Here is a 17,112-nt window from a genome sequence, read left to right as displayed (position 1 = left end):
ATCCCGGCGCAGGACCCTCTTCAGTCCCTGCCGGAATTGCCCTAAACCGCCAGCGCCCTGTCCCTTGCGTTGCGGATATGGGCGGTCAGCCGCTCCACGGCGTCTTCGACGGATCGCCGCTCGATGGCCTCTAGAATGGCGAGATGTTCCTTCATCACCGACTTCACATGGCCGGCAATGCGGAAGCGCTCCTGATTGATGAGGCGCATCTTGATGGAATTGACCCGATAGGCGTTCGAGATGATCGAATTGCCGAGCGCATCGATGAAGGCATCGTGCATGCCCCAGTCCACCTGCTGCGCATGTTCGTCCAGTTCCGGCGATTCCCCGCCATTTTCAGCCGCTTCGGCAATATCGCGATGCTGTTTTAAAAGCTTTGCGATGGCCTCGTCGGAGGCCGAGCGGGTAAAGAGCGCCACGGCCTCCTTTTCGAGAAAGATGCGGAACTGGAACGCCTCGCGGATAAGGTTGAGGTCGATATGGGCGACCTGCAACCCCCGTTGCGGCACGGTCTTAATCAGACCTTCCGCCTCCAGCCGTGGAATGGCCTCCCGGATCGCCCCCAGCGGCAGACCCGTCAATTCCACGAGGCGGCGTTGCGAGATGAACTGCCCCGGGCGAACGTCGCGCGAGAGAAGGTGATGCGTAAAGCTTTCATACGCCCGTTCCCGCAATGTCTGTTCGCCGGTATCTTCCATGCTCAACCTTTCAAGGTCTGTTCAGGCGGCCTGTTTGCGAAACAGCGCGTCGAATGCGCCTTCGATCCGCCGCCGGTCTTCAGCCGAAATGGCGACGAGCGGCGCGCGTACATCCGCCCAGATATTTTCTCCTGTCGTGTGTGATACCAGCACCTTGACCGCTGGCGTAACCGGGAATTTCAGAAGTTCCACAACAAGATCTTCGACGCGCTTGTCGTCCTTGCCATCGACGGCCATGGCGCGGACTTCCTGTGTCAGGAAATTGGCGACGCCGGAGATCGCGCCCTGGCCGCCGAGGCGGACACCCTTCGCCAGATCGCGCTCATCGCCGATCAGGATGGCGAGATCGCCATGTTCTTTCAGCAGGCGCTCGGTATGGCTCCAGTTGCCGGAGGAATCCTTGACGCCGGTGACGATGCCGGGGAATGCCTTTTTCAGCCGTCCCACCAGCTCGACCGACAATGTCACCATGGTCACGGAAGGGATGTTGTAGACGAGAATGTCGCGAGCGCCCTTGCCGATCTTTTCGAACACCGCCGAGAACCAGGCAAACAGGCCGTCATCGCCGACATTCTTGAAATAGGAGGGTGGAGCAAGAAGAATATTGCGGGCGCCTGCCTTCAGGGCCTCGGCCGATTGCTCGGCCGCATCCTCGATGGAATCCACCAGAACGCCAGTGACCAGACGGGAAGGCGCAACGCCCGCCTCGATGAAGCGGGAAAGAATGACCTGCCGTTCACGGCTGCCGACGGAGCATCCTTCGCCCGTGGTGCCGAAGAGTGTCACGCTGTCGCAGCCATTTGCGAGGCAGCGTCGGGCATGGGCGATCATGGCGTCGATATCGACCGTTCCGTCCTTTTTGAAAGGGGTGGTCAGGGCTGCCGAAAGGCCGAATTTCTGGGTCAAGTAAGATGCTCCTCGAAGGTGATTGCGCATTGATAACGCGCTGACATGTTAGTTGTAAAGAGGTAATTGCAGTTTGATTGTTCGGAAGATGGGAATCGAGGAATTCGCTTCGTCGTGCCTTGGGCGGCAACGTTGCGAGGCGTTGGGATGGAAGGGTTGTGCCGGTTGAAGGGATGCCGCTTTACCGTGGCGACAGTGGGCTTATGCTCTTTGCAGGGCGAACGGATAAATGCGAAAATAAAATTTGACTGTTGGAGTAAAGATTTTTATCAGCAATCTGAATATTAGGGATAAAGGGACCATTATCATGACCATTGCGGAGCCGTCAGCGCCTGTAGCAGACATTGAGCAGAGCCGCGTCAAGCGCCTGAAAGCTGCGACGCGCGGCGCGCATGGCGATCTCGATGCCTTCATCATGGCATCGAAGCCGTTCGAGAGCCGGGAGAACTTCGGCAAATTCGTGGAAACGCAATATCTTTTCCATCGTGACCTCGATGTCTTCTTTTCCAATGCGACGCTCGATGGTCTGCTTCCCGATCTCAAGGGCCGCCGCCGTCTCTCCATGATCGAACAGGACCTCGCCGATCTCGGCCTTTCCATTCCCGAAACGGCCGAGCCGCGCTTTACTGGTGAAACGCCGTTCGATCTGCCCGAGGCCATGGGTTGGCTTTATGTGGTTGAAGGCTCCAATCTGGGCGCTGCTTTCCTGCTGAAGGATGCGGCCAAGCTTGGTCTGAATGAAGACTTCGGGGCACGCCATCTGGCCGGTGCTCCGGAAGGACGCGGCCTGCACTGGCGCACCTTTACCGCCGCGCTCGATGAAATTTCGCTGACTGTCGAAGAGGAAGAGCGGGTCATCGCCGGTGCGGAAGCGGCTTTCCGGGCCGTACATGCTTATGCGCGGCAGCGCCTCGTCTGAGATTTCGGCATAGCTTTGCGGCAACTCCTCTGAGAGCGCTTGGAATGCTGCGTGTGCATGGATGTTTGGCCGGGTTTTAGCACCCTCGCGGCGTCACCCCGGACTAGATCCGGGGTCCAGCGCGATCAAGTCCTTGATCGCAAAAGACTCATTCCTCACGGCGCAGACGCGCCGTGGCTGGATGCCGGATCTAGTCCGGCATGACGGAGAAGAGCTTCCGGATTTTGTACGACGCTCCAAGACCGATGTAAGAGCCGCCCATTTCCCGCAGATTGCGTTCGATATTTGCCGAATAAACAGGCAAATAATTTTATCAAATGATAAAATTTTTATCTTTTGGTAAAAATAATTCGCCTCCAAAATTTTATCCATTTGATAAAATTATTTTATTTGGTCTGGCACAGAACCTGCTACTCTTTTGCCAAGTCAGGAGACACCTGATGCAAAAAAGGGAACAGCAAGATGGAAGTTGGTGTTTTTATCCCGATCGGGAACAATGGTTGGCTGCTGTCAGAAAACGCGCCGCAATACAAACCGAGCTTCGACCTGAACAAGGCCATCACATTGAAGGCGGAGCAATATGGTTTCGACTTCGCTCTTTCGATGATCAAGCTGCGCGGTTTTGGCGGCAAGACCGAATTCTGGGACTATAATCTGGAATCCTTCACGCTGATGGCGGGCCTTGCCGCCGTCACCTCCAAGATCAAGCTGTTCGGCACGGCCGCAACGCTGGTCATGCCGCCGGCCATCGTTGCTCGCATGGCGACGACCATCGATTCCATTTCCGGCGGCCGTTTCGGCATCAACCTGATTACCGGCTGGCAGCGTCCGGAATATAGCCAGATGGGCCTTTGGCCGGGCGACGATTATTTCGGTGACCGCTACGAATATCTCGGCGAATATACCTCCATCTTGAAAGAGCTGCTGACGGAGGGTCAGTCGGACTACAAGGGCAAGTTCTTCCAGATGGATGATTGCCGCATGAAGCCGGTGCCGCAGGGCGACGTCAAACTCATCTGCGCCGGCTCTTCCAATTCCGGCATGGCGTTTTCGGCCAAGTTCGCTGATTACAGCTTCTGCTTCGGTGTCGGCGTCAATACGCCGAAAGCTTTCGCGCCCACCAACGAGCGGCTGCTGGCGGCAACGGAAAAGACCGGCCGCGAGGTTAAATCCGTCGTGCTGACGATGGTGCTTGCCGAGGAAAAATCGGAGGATGCCTGGGCGAAATGGGAGCACTACAAGGCCGGTGCGGATGAGGATGCGATCAAGTGGCTCGGCCTGCAAAGCGCTGTCGACACCAAATCCGGCTCCGACACCAATGTCCGGCACATGTCCAATCCCGTCTCGGCGGTCAATATCAACATGGGAACGCTGATCGGCTCCTATGAGGAAGTGGCGGCCATGCTGGACGAGATGAGCGAAGTGCCGGGAACGGGCGGCGTGATGCTGACCTTCGACGACTTCCTCGAAGGCGTCGAGAAATTCGGCAAATATGTGCAGCCGCTGATGAAGAGCCGCGCGCATGTTCAGGCTGCACTGGAGGCTGCGGAATGAGTGAAGCCGTCGTGGCGGGTTACAAGGGGCCGGAAAGCCGTTCGGAAAGCGTGACGCTTCCCGCAAGGCCGGAGCCGATCACCCTGAAACCCAGCGAGACCGCCGTGGTCGTGGTCGACATGCAGAACGCCTATTCGACCAAGGGCGGTTATGTCGATCTTGCCGGGTTCGATATATCAGGGGCCAAGGGCACCATTGCCAACATCAAGAAGACGCTGGATGCGGCACGGGCGGCGGGCGTTCAGGTCATTTATTTCCAGAATGGCTGGGACAAGGACTATGTCGAGGCGGGCGGCCCGGGTTCGCCCAACTGGCATAAGTCCAATGCCCTGAAGACCATGCGCAAGAGGCCGGAGCTACAGGGCCAGCTGCTGGCCAAGGGGACGTGGGACTATGCCATCGTCGACGAGTTGCAGCCGCAGCCCGGCGATATTCTGGTGCCGAAGACGCGTTACAGCGGGTTCTTCAATACCAATATGGATAGCGTGCTGCGCGCCCGCGGCATCCGCAATCTGGTCTTCGTCGGCATCGCCACCAATGTCTGCGTGGAAAGCTCGCTGCGCGACGCCTTCCATCTCGAATATTTCGGGGTGATGCTGGAGGATGCCACGCATCATCTCGGGCCGGACTATATCCAGCAGGCGACGGTCTACAATGTCGAGAAATTTTTCGGCTGGGTCGCCACCGTCAATGATTTCTGCGGCGTCATCTCGCAGGCCGCACCCGTCAGCGCTTGATATCCAACCACAAGAGGAGAACGAAATGCCGAAGAAGATCGTCGTGCCCGCCGGCACCAGCAAACCCATCGCTCCCTTTTCGCCGGGAACCCTTGCCGATGGCGTGGTTTACGTTTCCGGTACGCTGCCTTTCGACAAGGACAATAATGTCGTGCATGTGGGCGATGCGAGCGCGCAGACCCGCCATGTTCTGGAGACCATCAAGTCCGTCATCGAGACCGCCGGCGGCACGATGGAGGACGTGACGATGAACCATATCTTCATCACCGACTGGGCCAACTACCAGGCCGTTAACAAGGTCTATGCAGAATATTTCCCCGGCGACAAGCCGGCGCGTTATTGCATTCAGTGCGGCCTTGTGAAGCCCGACGCGCTGGTGGAAATCGCCACCGTCGCCCATATCGGCAAATAGGGCGAAACGGCAGATGATGCATTTCGAGGTTCATGGCCGGACTGATCCTGAGGCGCCCACAATCCTGCTGTCATCGGGGCTGGGCGGATCGGGCGCCTATTGGGCGCCGCAGATCGAAGCCCTTTCCGATCATTTCCGGATCGTCACCTACGACCATCGCGGAACCGGCAGGACCGGCGGCGAGGTGCCGCTGGAGGGCGGCATATCGGCGATGGCGGATGATGTGCTGGAAATCGCTTCGGCGCTGAACCTCGAGAAATTCCACTTCATGGGTCATGCGCTTGGCGGTCTGATCGGGCTCGATATCGCGCTGCGCCAACCCGGTCTCATCGACAGGCTCGTGCTGATCAATGCCTGGAGCAAGGCCGATCCGCATTCCGGGCGCTGCTTCGATGTGCGGATCGAGCTTCTGGAGAAATCCGGCGTCGAGGCTTTCGTGAAAGCCCAGCCGCTGTTTCTTTATCCGGCCGCGTGGATGTCGGAACATCAGGAGCGGCTGGCGCGGGACGATGCCCATGGCGTCGCCCATTTTCAGGGCAGGGCGAATGTGCTTCGGCGCATCGCGGCGCTGAGGGCCTTCGATGTGGATGCCCGCCTCGGCGAGATCGGCAATCCGGTTCTGGTGGTGGGCACGAAAGACGATCTTCTGGTGCCCTACACCCGCTCCCTGCGTCTCGTTGAGGGTTTGCCGCATGGCGAACTCTGCCTTCTCGATTTCGGGGCGCATGCGGTCAATATTACCGAAGCTGACCTTTTCAACGCTCGGCTTTTGCAGTTTCTGCTACCGGCAACACGAACATTCTGACGGGATTTTTAGGACAATGACGACAGCACTTGACGACAAGGCACTTGCAGCACTTTTCACCGCGGCGCGCACCCATAATGGCTGGGCTGACAAGCCGGTCGGCGACGAGACGCTGAGAGAGCTTTACGATCTGACGAAGATGGGTCCGACCTCGGCCAATTGCTCGCCGGGGCGTTTCGTGTTCGTGCGCAGCCAGGAAGCGAAAGAAAAACTGCGGCCGGCGCTCTCTTCGGGCAACCTCGAAAAGACCATGGCAGCACCTGTCACCGTGATCGCCGCCATCGACCGCGAATTCTACGAGAAACTGCCGATGCTGTTTCCGCATGCCGATGCCCGTTCGTGGTTCACCTCCAGCCCGGCCGTGGCCGAGGAAACGGCGTTCCGCAATGCCACGCTGCAGGCGGGTTATCTCATCCTTGCAGCCCGCTCCTTGGGCCTGGATACCGGGGCGATGTCCGGTTTCGACAAAGGCAAGGTGGATACGGCGTTTTTCGCAGGCACGACGTGGAAGTCGAATTTCCTGATCAATCTCGGCTATGGCGATCCGTCGAAGCTTTTCGGACGGTTGCCCCGCCTTGGCTTCGAAGACGCCTGTGTGCTGGCTTGATGGCCTGTTAAGGAAGGATGGGTTAGATGCAGATGATGTCTCTTGAAAAGGAAGCGGAAATGGAGACGAAGACTGCACAGCAGCGCAGCCTCGATTATAGAAACGCCATGGCGCGGCTCGGTGCGGCGGTCAATATCGTCACCACAGACGGGGCGGCAGGCCGTGCAGGCTTTGCAGCGACAGCGGTTTGCAGCGTTTCCGACAATCCGCCCACGCTTCTTATCTGCCTCAACCGCAATTCTTCCGCTTACAGGGTGGTGAAGGCCAATGGCGTCGTCTGCGTCAACACGCTCGCCGCCCATCACGAGGTGCTGAGCACGCTTTTCGGCGGCAAGACGCCGGCGGAAGAGCGTTTCGCCGCCGGGAGCTGGGGTGTGCTTGAAACCGGCGCTCCGGTTCTCGAGGACGCGCTTGTCTCTTTCGACTGCCGCATCCGCGAGGCGCATGACGGCGGCACGCATGATATTCTGATCTGCGATGTCGTGGATATGAAGATCAATGAAGGCGATGAGGCGCTGATGTATTTCAACCGGCGTTACCGGGTGCTTTGAGCGCGGTCTTTTGAAAGTTGGAAGTGGCGGCAGTCTATCGACAAAGTCCCGCGAAACGGTTCCGTTTGGCGCGGCCGTAGCATCCGCACAAGTCCGGCATGACGGACGAAACGTATCGTCGTTTCTCAGAAATTCGAAGGCGTTTCCGGTTTCCCGGAAACGCCCTTTTCATTTACTTGATCAGCGGTAGAAGATCGTTGATCGACTTCTTGGCGTCGCCGTAGAACATGCGGGTATTGTCCTTGTAGAACAGCGGGTTCTCGATACCGGAGTAACCCGTGCCCTGGCCGCGCTTGGAGACGATGACCAGTTTGGACTTCCACACTTCCAGAACCGGCATGCCGGCAATCGGCGAGTTCGGATCGTCCTGGGCGGCCGGATTGACGATGTCGTTGGAGCCGATGACGATGACGACGTCGGTATTGGGGAAATCGTCGTTGATCTCGTCCATTTCCAGCACGATGTCGTAGGGCACCTTGGCTTCGGCCAGCAGCACGTTCATGTGGCCGGGAAGGCGGCCTGCGACCGGGTGGATGGCGAAGCGCACGGTCTTGCCGTCGGCGCGCAGCTTGCGGGTCAGTTCGGAGACCGCCGCCTGCGCCTGCGCCACCGCCATGCCGTAGCCGGGAACGATGATGACGCTGTCGGCGTCATTCAGCGCGGCCGCCACGCCTTCGGCGTCGATCGCCACCTGCTCGCCCTCGATTTCCATCGCTGGGCCCGTCGTGCCGCCGAAGCCGCCGAGGATGACCGAGATGAAGGAGCGGTTCATCGCCTTGCACATGATGTAGGAGAGGATCGCACCCGAGGAGCCGACCAGCGCACCGGTGACGATCAGCAGATCGTTGCCGAGCGTAAAGCCGATTGCCGCCGCCGCCCAGCCCGAATAGCTGTTCAGCATCGAAACGACGACAGGCATGTCGGCGCCGCCGATGCCCATGATCAGGTGATAACCGATGAAGAAGGCGGCCAGCGTCATCAGCACCAGCGTCCACGCGCCGGCGCCGTTGCAATACATGATGAGCAGCACGAGCGACAGGATCGCAGCGCCGGCATTGAGCAGATGCCCGCCCGGCAGCTTCTTCGCCTTGCCGTCCACCTTGCCGGCAAGCTTGCCGAAGGCGACGACGGAGCCGGTGAAGGTGACCGCACCGATGAAGACGCCAAGGAAGACCTCGACCTTCATGATCGCCAGTTCAACCGGCGTCTTGTGGGCGAGAATGGCGGAAAAGCCCGTTAGCAACGAACGCGCCGCCTCATCGAGCGAGGCGACATGCGCTTCCTCGATATGGGCGTTGAAGCCGATGAAGACGGCGGCGAGACCGACGAAGGAGTGAAGGGCTGCAACAAGCTGCGGCATTTCGGTCATCTGCACGCGGCTTGCGACGAAATAGCCGAGAACGGAGCCGCCCGCCAGCATCAGCAGCACCACGAGCCACTGCCCGACGCCCTTGCTGATCTCAGGGCCGAAGACGGTGGCGACGATGGCGAGACCCATGCCGACAATGCCGTACCAGACGGCGCGTTTTGCGCTTTCCTGTCCGGAAAGGCCACCGAGAGAAAGGATGAAAAGAACGGCTGCGGCAACATAGGCCGCGGAAACGATACCAATGGTCATTGAATGTCCCCTACACGGCTCAGGACTTCTGGAACATGGCGAGCATGCGCCGTGTCACGAGGAAACCGCCGACGATGTTGATCGTCGCGATCAGGACGGAAAGCGAGGCGAGGATCACCACCAGCCAGTTGCCGGAACCGATCTGCAGCAATGCGCCGATGATGACGATGCCGGAAATCGCGTTCGTCACCGCCATCAGCGGCGTGTGCAGCGAGTGGCTGACATTCCAGATGACCTGGAAACCGACGAAGCAGGCCAGCACGAAAACGATGAAGTGGCTCATGAAGCTTGCCGGCGCGAAAGCGCCCACCAGAAGCAGGATCGCCGTACCGACGGCGAGCAGGCCGACCTGGCTTTTCGTCTGCGCCTTGAAGTCCGCATGTTCCTTGGCGTGCTTTTCCTCAGGCGTGAGTTCTTTTGCTCTTTCCTTCGGCTTCTGCGCGGCAATCGCCTGAATTTTCGGCGGCGGCGGGGGATACGTGATTTCACCCTGATAGGTGACCGTCGCACCGCGGATGACGTCGTCTTCCATGTTGTGAACCGGCTTGCCGTCCTTGGCGGGCGTCAGATCGGTCATCATGTGGCGGATATTGGTGGAATAGAGCGTCGAGGCCTGCGTCGCCATGCGGCTCGGGAAATCCGTATAGCCGATGACGATGACGCTATTGTCGGAAACGACGCGCTGGTCGGGAACCGTGAGGTCGCAATTGCCGCCGCGCTCGGCGGCGAGGTCGATGATGACCGAACCCGGCTTCATCATCGCCACCATGTCGGCGAGCCACAGTTTCGGGGCGTCGCGGCCCGGAATGAGCGCCGTGGTAATGACGATATCGATCTGCGGCGCGAGTTCGCGGAATTTTTCGAGCTGCTTCTCGCGGAATTCCGGCGAGGAGGGGGCGGCATAACCGCCGGTGGCGGCGCCGTCCTGCTGCTGATCGGCGAAATCGAGATAGACGAATTCCGCGCCCATGGATTCGATCTGTTCGGCCACTTCCGGGCGAACGTCGAAGGCATAGGTGATGGCGCCGAGCGATGTGGCTGTGCCGATGGCGGCGAGACCGGCGACGCCTGCGCCGATGACCAGAACCTTGGCGGGCGGCACCTTGCCGGCGGCGGTGACCTGACCGGTGAAGAAGCGGCCGAAATTATTGCCGGCCTCGATCACGGCGCGATAACCGGCGATATTGGCCATGGAGGACAGGGCGTCCATTTTCTGGGCGCGGGAAATGCGGGGCACCATGTCCATGGCGATGACATTTGCGCCCTTTTCCTTCGCCTGCTCCAGAAGGTCCTTGTTCTGGGCGGGATAGAAGAACGAGATCAGCGTCTTGTCCGAAGACAGGCGATCAATCTCCGACGTTTCCGGCGGACGAACCTTGGCGATGATGTCGGAACCGGCGTAAAGCGCATCGGCGCTATCGACGATCGTTACACCGGCTGCGCGATAGGCGTCGTCGGAAAAACCCGCCGCCTTGCCTGCACCGGTTTCAAGAATGCAATCATATCCGAGTTTCTGCAATGCCTGGGCGCTGTCGGGCGTCATGCCGACGCGCGCCTCGCCCTCATATAATTCCTTAGGTGTCCCGATTCTCAAAATGGCTCTCCCTCTGCCTGATAATATAGGGGGGTCATAACCTATTCAGGGGGGCTTTGTCTCCATATTGATTTTGTCTTGCCTGCGACGGAATGACAGCCCGCTGCGACAGTCTTGTTCGATATGCGGACGTACCGCGCAATAAAAGAACCCGGCGCTTCGGCGCCGGGTTCCGAAAATGTCAAACAGGGTATGGCTCAATCCATGGCGTGGATATCGCGATCCTTGGTTTCCGGCAGGAACAGCAGGCCGACGACCAGCGTGATGCCCGCGAAGATGATCGGGTACCAGAGGCCGTAATAGATGTCGCCCTTCGCCGCGCTCATCGCAAAGGCGGTGGCGGGCAGAAGACCGCCGAACCAGCCGTTACCGATGTGGTATGGCAGCGACATGCCGGAGTAGCGGATGCGGGTCGGGAACAGTTCGACCAACAGGGCCGCGATCGGGCCGTAGACCATCGTCACGTAGATGACGAGAACGGTCAGGACTGCGATGATGACGACCCAGTTCACGGCGGCCGGATCGGCCACCATGGAGAAGGTGCCGCCGCCGGCTACGGTGTAGACGGCCATTTCCGCCGCACCTGCGGCTTCTGCCGGTGTCAGCAGCTTGTCCGCCACCAGCTTGTCGGTCGCGACCATCTTCTTGTCGGCAGCGCGAACCGCCTCCGCATTGAGGTTAAGCTCCGGGTTTGCGGCAATGAAGGCATCCAGTTTCGCGTCCGGCACCTGTGCCGCGCCGCGCACCAGCGGGTAGCCGCCATCGTGAAGCGCCATGTTGACCTGCTTCTGGAAGGCCTTGTCCTTGGCTGCCGCATCCGCGCCGGCGGCGGCCGCGTCGTAGCTGGCGATGATCGCATCGCCGATCTTGATGCTGGCCGGCTGGCCGGCTGCTCCTGCAACCACGTCATAGGGAACGGAGTTGCGCGTCAGGAACGAGGTGGCGATATCGCAGGATGTGGTGAATTTCGCCGTGCCGGTCGGGTTGAACTGGAACTTGCAGTCGCCGGGGGCTGCGGTCACGGTGGCGCGAACGCTGGACTGGGCTTGTGCAAGCGCCGGGTTGCCGGCCCATGTCAGTGCCTTGAACAGCGGGAAGTAGGTCAGCATGGCAAGGATGAGACCGGCCATGATAATCGGCTTGCGGCCGATCTTGTCGGAAAGCCAGCCGAAGATGACGAAGAAGCTGGTGCCGAGGATGAGTGCTGCCGCCACCATGATATTGGCGGACTGGCCGTCGACCTTCAGAATGCTCTGCAGGAAGAACAGTGCGTAGAACTGACCCGTATACCAGACAACTGCCTGGCCGATGACGGCGCCGACAAGCGCGATGAGCGCGATCTTGGCGTTTTTCCACTGGCCGAAGGCTTCGCTGAGCGGCGCCTTGGATGTCTTGCCTTCTTCCTTCATTTTCTTGAAGGCCGGAGATTCGTTCATTTTCAGACGAATCCAGACCGATACGCCGAGCAGCAGAACGGAGACGAGGAAGGGAATGCGCCAGCCCCAGGCGGCGAAGGCTTCCTTGCCGAGTGCGAACTGCACGCCGAGAATGACCACCAGCGACAGGAACAGGCCGAGCGTCGCCGTCGTCTGGATCCACGACGTGTAATAGCCCCTGCGGCCGTTCGGCGCATGTTCGGCGACGTAGGTTGCCGCACCGCCGTATTCACCGCCGAGCGCCAGGCCCTGCAGCATGCGCAGAACGATCAGGATGATCGGAGCGGCAATGCCGATCTGCGATGCGCCGGGCAGGACGCCGACGAGGAAGGTCGAAACGCCCATGATGAGGATGGTGATGAGGAAGGTATATTTGCGGCCGACAATGTCGCCCAGACGGCCGAATACCAGCGCGCCGAAGGGGCGCACGAGGAAGCCGGCGGCGAAGGCCAGCAGCGCAAAGATGTTGCGTGTCGTTTCCGGATATTGGCTGAAGAAGTTCGCGCCGATATAGATCGCGAGCGAGCCGTACAGATAAAAATCGTACCATTCGAAGACTGTTCCGAGAGAAGAGGCGAAAATCACCTTCTTCTCTTCACCCGTCATTGGACGGGCGGCGCCGCTCACGGCTGCAATATCTGCCATTGTCTGTCCTCCACAGATGTCCCAATTGGCGCATTGCGGAGCCCATCTCTCTCCTCCGGACTCCCCATAAGGGTGCAATGCGCGGAGTGTCAGAGTGACAGAAAATTAACTGCAATAAGAGCGATGCTTTCGGATTATGACTTTAGTCTAATGCAAGGCGTCCCGAAAATGTCGCGAGGCCGATTTGACGTCTTGCGCAAGACGTCTCCAAACGCGCCTTTTTTCTTGACACAAACAAGAAACCTTCTAATAGCTTCTCGCGAAGAAGGAGCATCACCTTGCGCATGCATGTTGCAGACATGTTCGTCATGGAAGGACCGGCACAATCCGCCGGCGATGATCCGCGCCTTTCTCATTCTACCCGAATTACGGCCAAAACGACGATTAAAACCGTCTAACGTCTCTGGCCACCGCTCTCTCCCCGGTTTGGCTGGGGATCGAGGAAGCCGCGATCTGATGCGGGTTCCCACCTCACCAAAAAGAGGAGAGACAGAAAGAGAGCTTGATCATGGGTTTCAAAGTTGCAATTGCAGGCGCCACCGGCAACGTCGGTCGCGAAATGCTCAATATCCTGGCCGAACGCGGTTTCCCCGCCGATGAAGTCGTGCCGCTCGCTTCCGCCCGCTCGCAGGGCACGGAAGTCTCCTATGGCGACCGCACGCTGAAGGTCTCGAACCTCGAGAACTACGATTTTTCCGACACGGATATTTGCCTGATGTCGGCTGGCGGCGATGTTTCCAAGAAGTGGTCGCCGAAGATCGGCCAGCAGGGCTGCGTCGTCATCGATAACTCTTCCGCATGGCGCTACGACCAGGACGTTCCGCTGATCGTCCCGGAAGTCAATGCCGATGCGGTTGCGGGCTTCACCAAGAAGAACATCATCGCCAACCCCAATTGCTCCACGGCACAGCTCGTCGTCGCGCTGAAGCCGCTGCATGACTTCGCCAAGATCAAGCGCGTCGTTGTCTCCACCTATCAGTCGGTTTCCGGCGCCGGCAAGGAAGGCATGGACGAGCTGTTCCAGCAGACCCGCGCCGTCTTCGTGGCCGATCCGGTCGAAGCCAAGAAGTTCACCAAGCGCATCGCCTTCAACGTCATTCCGCATATCGACGTCTTTATGGAAGACGGTTACACCAAGGAAGAGTGGAAGGTTTTGGCCGAAACCAAGAAGATGCTCGATCCGAAGATCAAGGTAACCTGCACGGCCGTGCGCGTTCCGGTCTTCATCGGCCATTCGGAATCGGTCAATATCGAGTTCGAAAACGAGATCACCGCCGATCAGGCGCGCGATATCCTGCGCGAAGCGCCGGGTTGCCTCGTCATCGACAAGCGTGAAAACGGCGGCTACATCACCCCGGTTGAATCCGCCGGTGAGGACGCGACCTATATCTCGCGCATCCGCGAAGATGCGACGGTCGAAAACGGCCTCAACCTGTGGGTTGTTTCCGACAATCTGCGCAAGGGTGCGGCTCTCAACGCCGTCCAGATCGCCGAACTCTTGATCAATCGTGGTTTCATCAAGCCCCGCAAGGCGGCTGCCTGATACCATTTTTTAAGGTTCGTTAAGTATAACCCGTCTGTTCTGTGTGGGGCAGGCGGGTTTCATAATTGGCGACGATCACGGCCAGTTTATTTGCAGGCCTTGCTGCCGAAAGGCAATTTAGGCCGCCAAAAGACAGTTTTGGCACCTGAATCATACAGTATTGACGGTTTGGTTCTCGGGAAAAATTCCCCAAAGGATATCGAAGGCAGATTTTGATGCGGGCAATGAAGGTAATTCTGGCTGGTGTGGCCATGGTTTCGGTTCTGGCAGCGACGCCGGTTATGGCTGCGCAATGCGGCAACACTTCGGCGGGCTTCGATGCCTGGGTCGGCGCCTTCAAGCAGGAAGCGGCGGGCCGCGGCGTCAGCGCCTCGGTACTCGACCGGGCTTTCTCCGGCGTCTCCTACAACCAGGCGACGATCCGCGCAGATCGCGGCCAGCACAGCTTCAAGCTCTCCTTCGAACAGTTCATGCAGAAGCGCGGCGGTCAGACGATCATTTCGCGCGGCAAGACCATGAAGAAGAACAACGCTTCTCTCTTTGCTTCCATCGAGCGCGCCTATGGCGTGCCGGCCGGTCCGCTGCTCGCCATCTGGGGCATGGAAACCGGCTTTGGCGGCTTCATGGGCAACCAGCACACGCTTTCCGCCGTGGCGACGCTCTCCTTCGATTGCCGTCGTTCGGATTATTTCACCGAGCAGCTTTATGCGGCCCTCAAGCTCGTCGGCAGCGGTTCGCTGAACGTCAATGCCAAGGGTGCGGCCCATGGCGAAATTGGCCAGACGCAGTTCCTGCCGCTGAATGTCGTGCGTTATGGCGTTGATTTCGACCGCGACGGCCGTATCGATCTCGTCGGCTCGCGCGCCGATGCGCTAGCCTCCACCGCGAACTTCCTTGTCGGCCATGGCTGGCAGCGCGGCGCCGGTTATCAGCAGGGACAGGCGAATTATGCGGCCATCCAGGGCTGGAACGCCGCAAGCGTCTACCAGCAGGCCATCGCCTTCATCGGCAAGGCGATTGACGGCCAATAAGGCCGCTTTCCACGGACTGAAATTTCACTTCCGTCATGCCGGTCCCCGGAACAAGCCCGAGGATGATCCGGCATCCAGCCACGGCGCGTCTGTGCCGTGGATAAGTCTTGCCCGATCAAGGGCTTGATCGCGCTGGACCCCGGATCAAGTCCGGGGTGACGAGGCTTTGAAAATCACAGATCCGGGCGACGAAAATCGCCCGTTTTGCTGTCCATCACCCACAATTCGCCGGTCGAAATATCGAACCATGCGCCGTGCAGCTTCACCTTGCCGGCGGTTTCCTGCGCCTTGACGAAGGGGAAGCCGCGCAGATTGGCGATGGAGTTGCGGATGGAAACGCGTTCCAGCGCGGTCTGGCGCTCCGATGCGGTCATGACATCGTTGCTCTGGATCTGCTCGGCGGCCGACTTGACCATGTTCATCCATTTGCCGATGAAATCGCCGGGAGACAGCGGCTCGAGATTGGGATCGAGCGCTGCCTGAATGCCGCCGCAGCGGCCATGGCCCATGACGACGATATCCTTCACCTTCAGAACCTGAACGGCATATTCGATAGCCGCCGAGGTGGCGTGGTACTGCCCGTCCGGCTCGAAGGGCGGCACCATGTTGGCGACGTTGCGGACGACGAAAAGCTCTCCCGGTCCGCAGTCGAAAATGGTTTCCGGCGCGGAGCGGGAGTCACAACAGGCAATGAACAGGGTCTGCGGCTTCTGTCCGGTGTCGGCCAGAACGCGGTATCTTTCGCGCTCGTCGACATAGCGGCCGCTCATGAAGTTCTTGTAGCCGTTGAGAAGGGTTTCCGGAAAATCTTTCATCTATCGCAGTACCGTTGTGGTTGGACCGAGATCAAGAAAAGAACTCGGTGCGTTGAAGACCAATCCTTTGGAGCATTTTCGCCTTTCTTCGAACCGCGAAACCGCTCCAACTCCTTGTTTGTCGCATTCCCGGACGGAAAACCGAGGGCCACTTTTCCTGGAAATGCTCTAGCCGCTATTTGCGCTTGCTGCGCGAAGGATGCAAGAGATGGCGCATCTGCACCATGGCCATGGGTGTGGAGAGACTTGAAGAGTCCGTCTCCAGCGTCAGTTCGTTCATGTCGCGTTTTTTGGTGCGCGCCAGAATTTCGAACACGCTGGCGGTTGCGAGCTGCAGCGCCTTTTCGTCATCCATGCCTTCCAGCAGGCGAGCGAGGAACAGCGCCGACATCAGATCGCCGAGGCCGTTCGGCGCATTCTCGATGGCGCGATGTTCGGCAAGCAGCGCGTGGCGACCGCTGAGATAAAGATTGCCGGTGCCGCCCGTCATCATCGGCACGGCTGAGGTGACCAGCATTTTCGGCGGACCGAGGGCGAGCGCGGCATCCATGATGGCATTGTTGGTCTCGAGCTCCGCGCCGCTCATCCAGGCGAGTTCATAACGGTTCGGCGTGGCGACGGTGGCAAGCGGAATGAGGTGATCGCGGATGGCTTCTGCGGTCTCGAGCGGAATGTAAAGCCCGCCCAGATCGCCCATGACCGGGTCGCAGGCGTAAATCAGCGCCGGGTTCTTTTCCTTCAGATTGCGGATCAGCCTTGCGACGGCGCGCACCTGCGCGGCGCTACCGAAATAACCGGTCAGAACAGCCTTGACCTCGCCGATCCATTTGGCGTTTTCGAGGTCGGTCATGGCCTTGTCGAAATCGTCGTCCTGAAAGCGCATGCGGGTGGAAGGGCCGTGGCCGGGATGCCAGGGCATGACGATGGTGGGCACCGCCCAGACGGGATAACCGAGTGTCTCCAGCGCAAAGACAGCGGCGCGATTGCCGACGGAGCCACGCATGACATGGCTGGAAATGACGATGACGGCGCCCTGTGTATTTTCCTGCATCACGGCCTTCTTGCTTTCAAACGAGGCAGAAAGCCCGCAAGTGCACCCCGCCTTGCCACTGCCCAAAGATCAAGATGCGCTCTCATGACATATCGCAAGGCCGGTTTCCACCGTTAATCCCGCAAGGGTCTGTCCCGCAAAAGCATGGCGCGGTCAGGTTCTTTGTCTCTGCCAGCGCTACCTGCCTGTC

16 protein-coding genes are annotated in these 17,112 nt (G+C 59.3%); 9 read left to right on the top strand and 7 right to left on the bottom strand.

What is annotated here, in order from left to right:
* Positions 1–41: 41 nt before the first annotated feature.
* The gene (locus ACQZ5N_RS22510) at positions 42–698 is read right to left on the bottom strand and encodes a GntR family transcriptional regulator (protein WP_020810165.1); all 657 of its coding nucleotides are present in this window, start codon (positions 696–698) and stop codon (positions 42–44) included.
* A 21-nt stretch (positions 699–719) separates the two neighbouring features.
* Positions 720–1,604: a dihydrodipicolinate synthase family protein gene (locus ACQZ5N_RS22505; protein ID WP_269829913.1), complete on the bottom strand. Its 885-nt coding sequence runs from the start codon at positions 1,602–1,604 to the stop codon at positions 720–722.
* A gap of 307 nt (positions 1,605–1,911) precedes the next feature.
* Between ACQZ5N_RS22505 and ACQZ5N_RS22500 the strand changes: the two genes are divergently transcribed.
* From ACQZ5N_RS22500 to rutF, 7 genes are all read left to right on the top strand, one after another.
* On the top strand, positions 1,912–2,523 hold the full coding sequence (locus ACQZ5N_RS22500; protein ID WP_003524196.1) for a biliverdin-producing heme oxygenase: 612 nt from the start codon (positions 1,912–1,914) through the stop codon (positions 2,521–2,523).
* A 462-nt stretch (positions 2,524–2,985) separates the two neighbouring features.
* Positions 2,986–4,077, top strand: coding sequence for a pyrimidine utilization protein A (gene rutA, locus ACQZ5N_RS22495; RefSeq protein ID WP_003492073.1), 1,092 nt, complete (start codon positions 2,986–2,988; stop codon positions 4,075–4,077).
* Positions 4,074–4,814, top strand: coding sequence for a pyrimidine utilization protein B (rutB, locus tag ACQZ5N_RS22490; protein WP_448734148.1), 741 nt, complete (start codon positions 4,074–4,076; stop codon positions 4,812–4,814). Before rutA ends, rutB begins: the two co-directional genes overlap by 4 nt.
* A 25-nt stretch (positions 4,815–4,839) precedes the next feature.
* Positions 4,840–5,226 (top strand): pyrimidine utilization protein C, encoded by a 387-nt coding sequence (gene rutC / locus ACQZ5N_RS22485; protein ID WP_448734147.1) that lies wholly within the window; start codon positions 4,840–4,842, stop codon positions 5,224–5,226.
* A 13-nt stretch (positions 5,227–5,239) separates the two neighbouring features.
* Complete coding sequence (gene rutD / locus ACQZ5N_RS22480; RefSeq protein WP_448734146.1) at positions 5,240–6,031, top strand: pyrimidine utilization protein D; 792 nt, start codon at positions 5,240–5,242, stop codon at positions 6,029–6,031.
* Positions 6,032–6,047: 16 nt separating this feature from the next.
* On the top strand, positions 6,048–6,638 hold the full coding sequence (locus ACQZ5N_RS22475) for a malonic semialdehyde reductase (protein ID WP_020810327.1): 591 nt from the start codon (positions 6,048–6,050) through the stop codon (positions 6,636–6,638).
* A gap of 26 nt (positions 6,639–6,664) precedes the next feature.
* On the top strand, positions 6,665–7,189 hold the full coding sequence (gene rutF, locus ACQZ5N_RS22470; protein ID WP_448734145.1) for an NADH-dependent FMN reductase RutF: 525 nt from the start codon (positions 6,665–6,667) through the stop codon (positions 7,187–7,189).
* Between the two features lie 172 nt (positions 7,190–7,361).
* Here rutF and ACQZ5N_RS22465 read toward each other — a convergent pair whose 3' ends face one another.
* The 3 genes from ACQZ5N_RS22465 to ACQZ5N_RS22455 form a co-directional block, all read right to left on the bottom strand.
* On the bottom strand, positions 7,362–8,807 hold the full coding sequence (locus ACQZ5N_RS22465) for an NAD(P)(+) transhydrogenase (Re/Si-specific) subunit beta (protein WP_425646878.1): 1,446 nt from the start codon (positions 8,805–8,807) through the stop codon (positions 7,362–7,364).
* Positions 8,808–8,826: 19 nt separating this feature from the next.
* Complete coding sequence (locus ACQZ5N_RS22460; RefSeq protein ID WP_448734144.1) at positions 8,827–10,401, bottom strand: Re/Si-specific NAD(P)(+) transhydrogenase subunit alpha; 1,575 nt, start codon at positions 10,399–10,401, stop codon at positions 8,827–8,829.
* 197 nt (positions 10,402–10,598) lie between these two features.
* Complete coding sequence (locus tag ACQZ5N_RS22455) at positions 10,599–12,482, bottom strand: MFS transporter (RefSeq protein WP_448734143.1); 1,884 nt, start codon at positions 12,480–12,482, stop codon at positions 10,599–10,601.
* A 508-nt stretch (positions 12,483–12,990) separates the two neighbouring features.
* On the opposite strand from ACQZ5N_RS22455, the gene ACQZ5N_RS22450 reads away from it, so the two are divergent.
* Complete coding sequence (locus ACQZ5N_RS22450) at positions 12,991–14,025, top strand: aspartate-semialdehyde dehydrogenase (protein ID WP_003522626.1); 1,035 nt, start codon at positions 12,991–12,993, stop codon at positions 14,023–14,025.
* Between the two features lie 215 nt (positions 14,026–14,240).
* Positions 14,241–15,056 (top strand): lytic murein transglycosylase, encoded by an 816-nt coding sequence (locus ACQZ5N_RS22445; RefSeq protein WP_003522625.1) that lies wholly within the window; start codon positions 14,241–14,243, stop codon positions 15,054–15,056.
* Positions 15,057–15,229: 173 nt separating this feature from the next.
* Here ACQZ5N_RS22445 and ACQZ5N_RS22440 read toward each other — a convergent pair whose 3' ends face one another.
* The gene (locus ACQZ5N_RS22440) at positions 15,230–15,871 is read right to left on the bottom strand and encodes a carbonic anhydrase (RefSeq protein WP_006312112.1); all 642 of its coding nucleotides are present in this window, start codon (positions 15,869–15,871) and stop codon (positions 15,230–15,232) included.
* A 175-nt stretch (positions 15,872–16,046) separates the two neighbouring features.
* Entirely contained in the window at positions 16,047–16,922 is an 876-nt protein-coding gene (gene pdxY / locus ACQZ5N_RS22435) for a pyridoxal kinase PdxY (protein ID WP_448734142.1), read from the bottom strand.
* Between the last annotated feature and the right edge of the window lie 190 nt (positions 16,923–17,112).

Source organism: Agrobacterium sp. 22-221-1 (assembly GCF_053522445.1).
This window is presented reverse-complemented; position numbering and strand designations above follow the sequence as displayed.

Coding starts and splice junctions, on each gene's coding strand:
- ACQZ5N_RS22465 (WP_425646878.1), bottom strand. CDS start 8,807: ATGACCATTGGTATCGTTTCCGCGGCCTATGTTGCCGCAGCCGTTCTT.
- rutC (WP_448734147.1), top strand. CDS start 4,840: ATGCCGAAGAAGATCGTCGTGCCCGCCGGCACCAGCAAACCCATCGCT.
- rutB (WP_448734148.1), top strand. CDS start 4,074: ATGAGTGAAGCCGTCGTGGCGGGTTACAAGGGGCCGGAAAGCCGTTCG.
- pdxY (WP_448734142.1), bottom strand. CDS start 16,922: ATGCAGGAAAATACACAGGGCGCCGTCATCGTCATTTCCAGCCATGTC.
- ACQZ5N_RS22510 (WP_020810165.1), bottom strand. CDS start 698: ATGGAAGATACCGGCGAACAGACATTGCGGGAACGGGCGTATGAAAGC.
- ACQZ5N_RS22440 (WP_006312112.1), bottom strand. CDS start 15,871: ATGAAAGATTTTCCGGAAACCCTTCTCAACGGCTACAAGAACTTCATG.
- rutF (WP_448734145.1), top strand. CDS start 6,665: ATGCAGATGATGTCTCTTGAAAAGGAAGCGGAAATGGAGACGAAGACT.
- ACQZ5N_RS22500 (WP_003524196.1), top strand. CDS start 1,912: ATGACCATTGCGGAGCCGTCAGCGCCTGTAGCAGACATTGAGCAGAGC.
- ACQZ5N_RS22455 (WP_448734143.1), bottom strand. CDS start 12,482: ATGGCAGATATTGCAGCCGTGAGCGGCGCCGCCCGTCCAATGACGGGT.
- ACQZ5N_RS22450 (WP_003522626.1), top strand. CDS start 12,991: ATGGGTTTCAAAGTTGCAATTGCAGGCGCCACCGGCAACGTCGGTCGC.
- rutA (WP_003492073.1), top strand. CDS start 2,986: ATGGAAGTTGGTGTTTTTATCCCGATCGGGAACAATGGTTGGCTGCTG.
- ACQZ5N_RS22445 (WP_003522625.1), top strand. CDS start 14,241: ATGCGGGCAATGAAGGTAATTCTGGCTGGTGTGGCCATGGTTTCGGTT.
- rutD (WP_448734146.1), top strand. CDS start 5,240: ATGATGCATTTCGAGGTTCATGGCCGGACTGATCCTGAGGCGCCCACA.
- ACQZ5N_RS22475 (WP_020810327.1), top strand. CDS start 6,048: ATGACGACAGCACTTGACGACAAGGCACTTGCAGCACTTTTCACCGCG.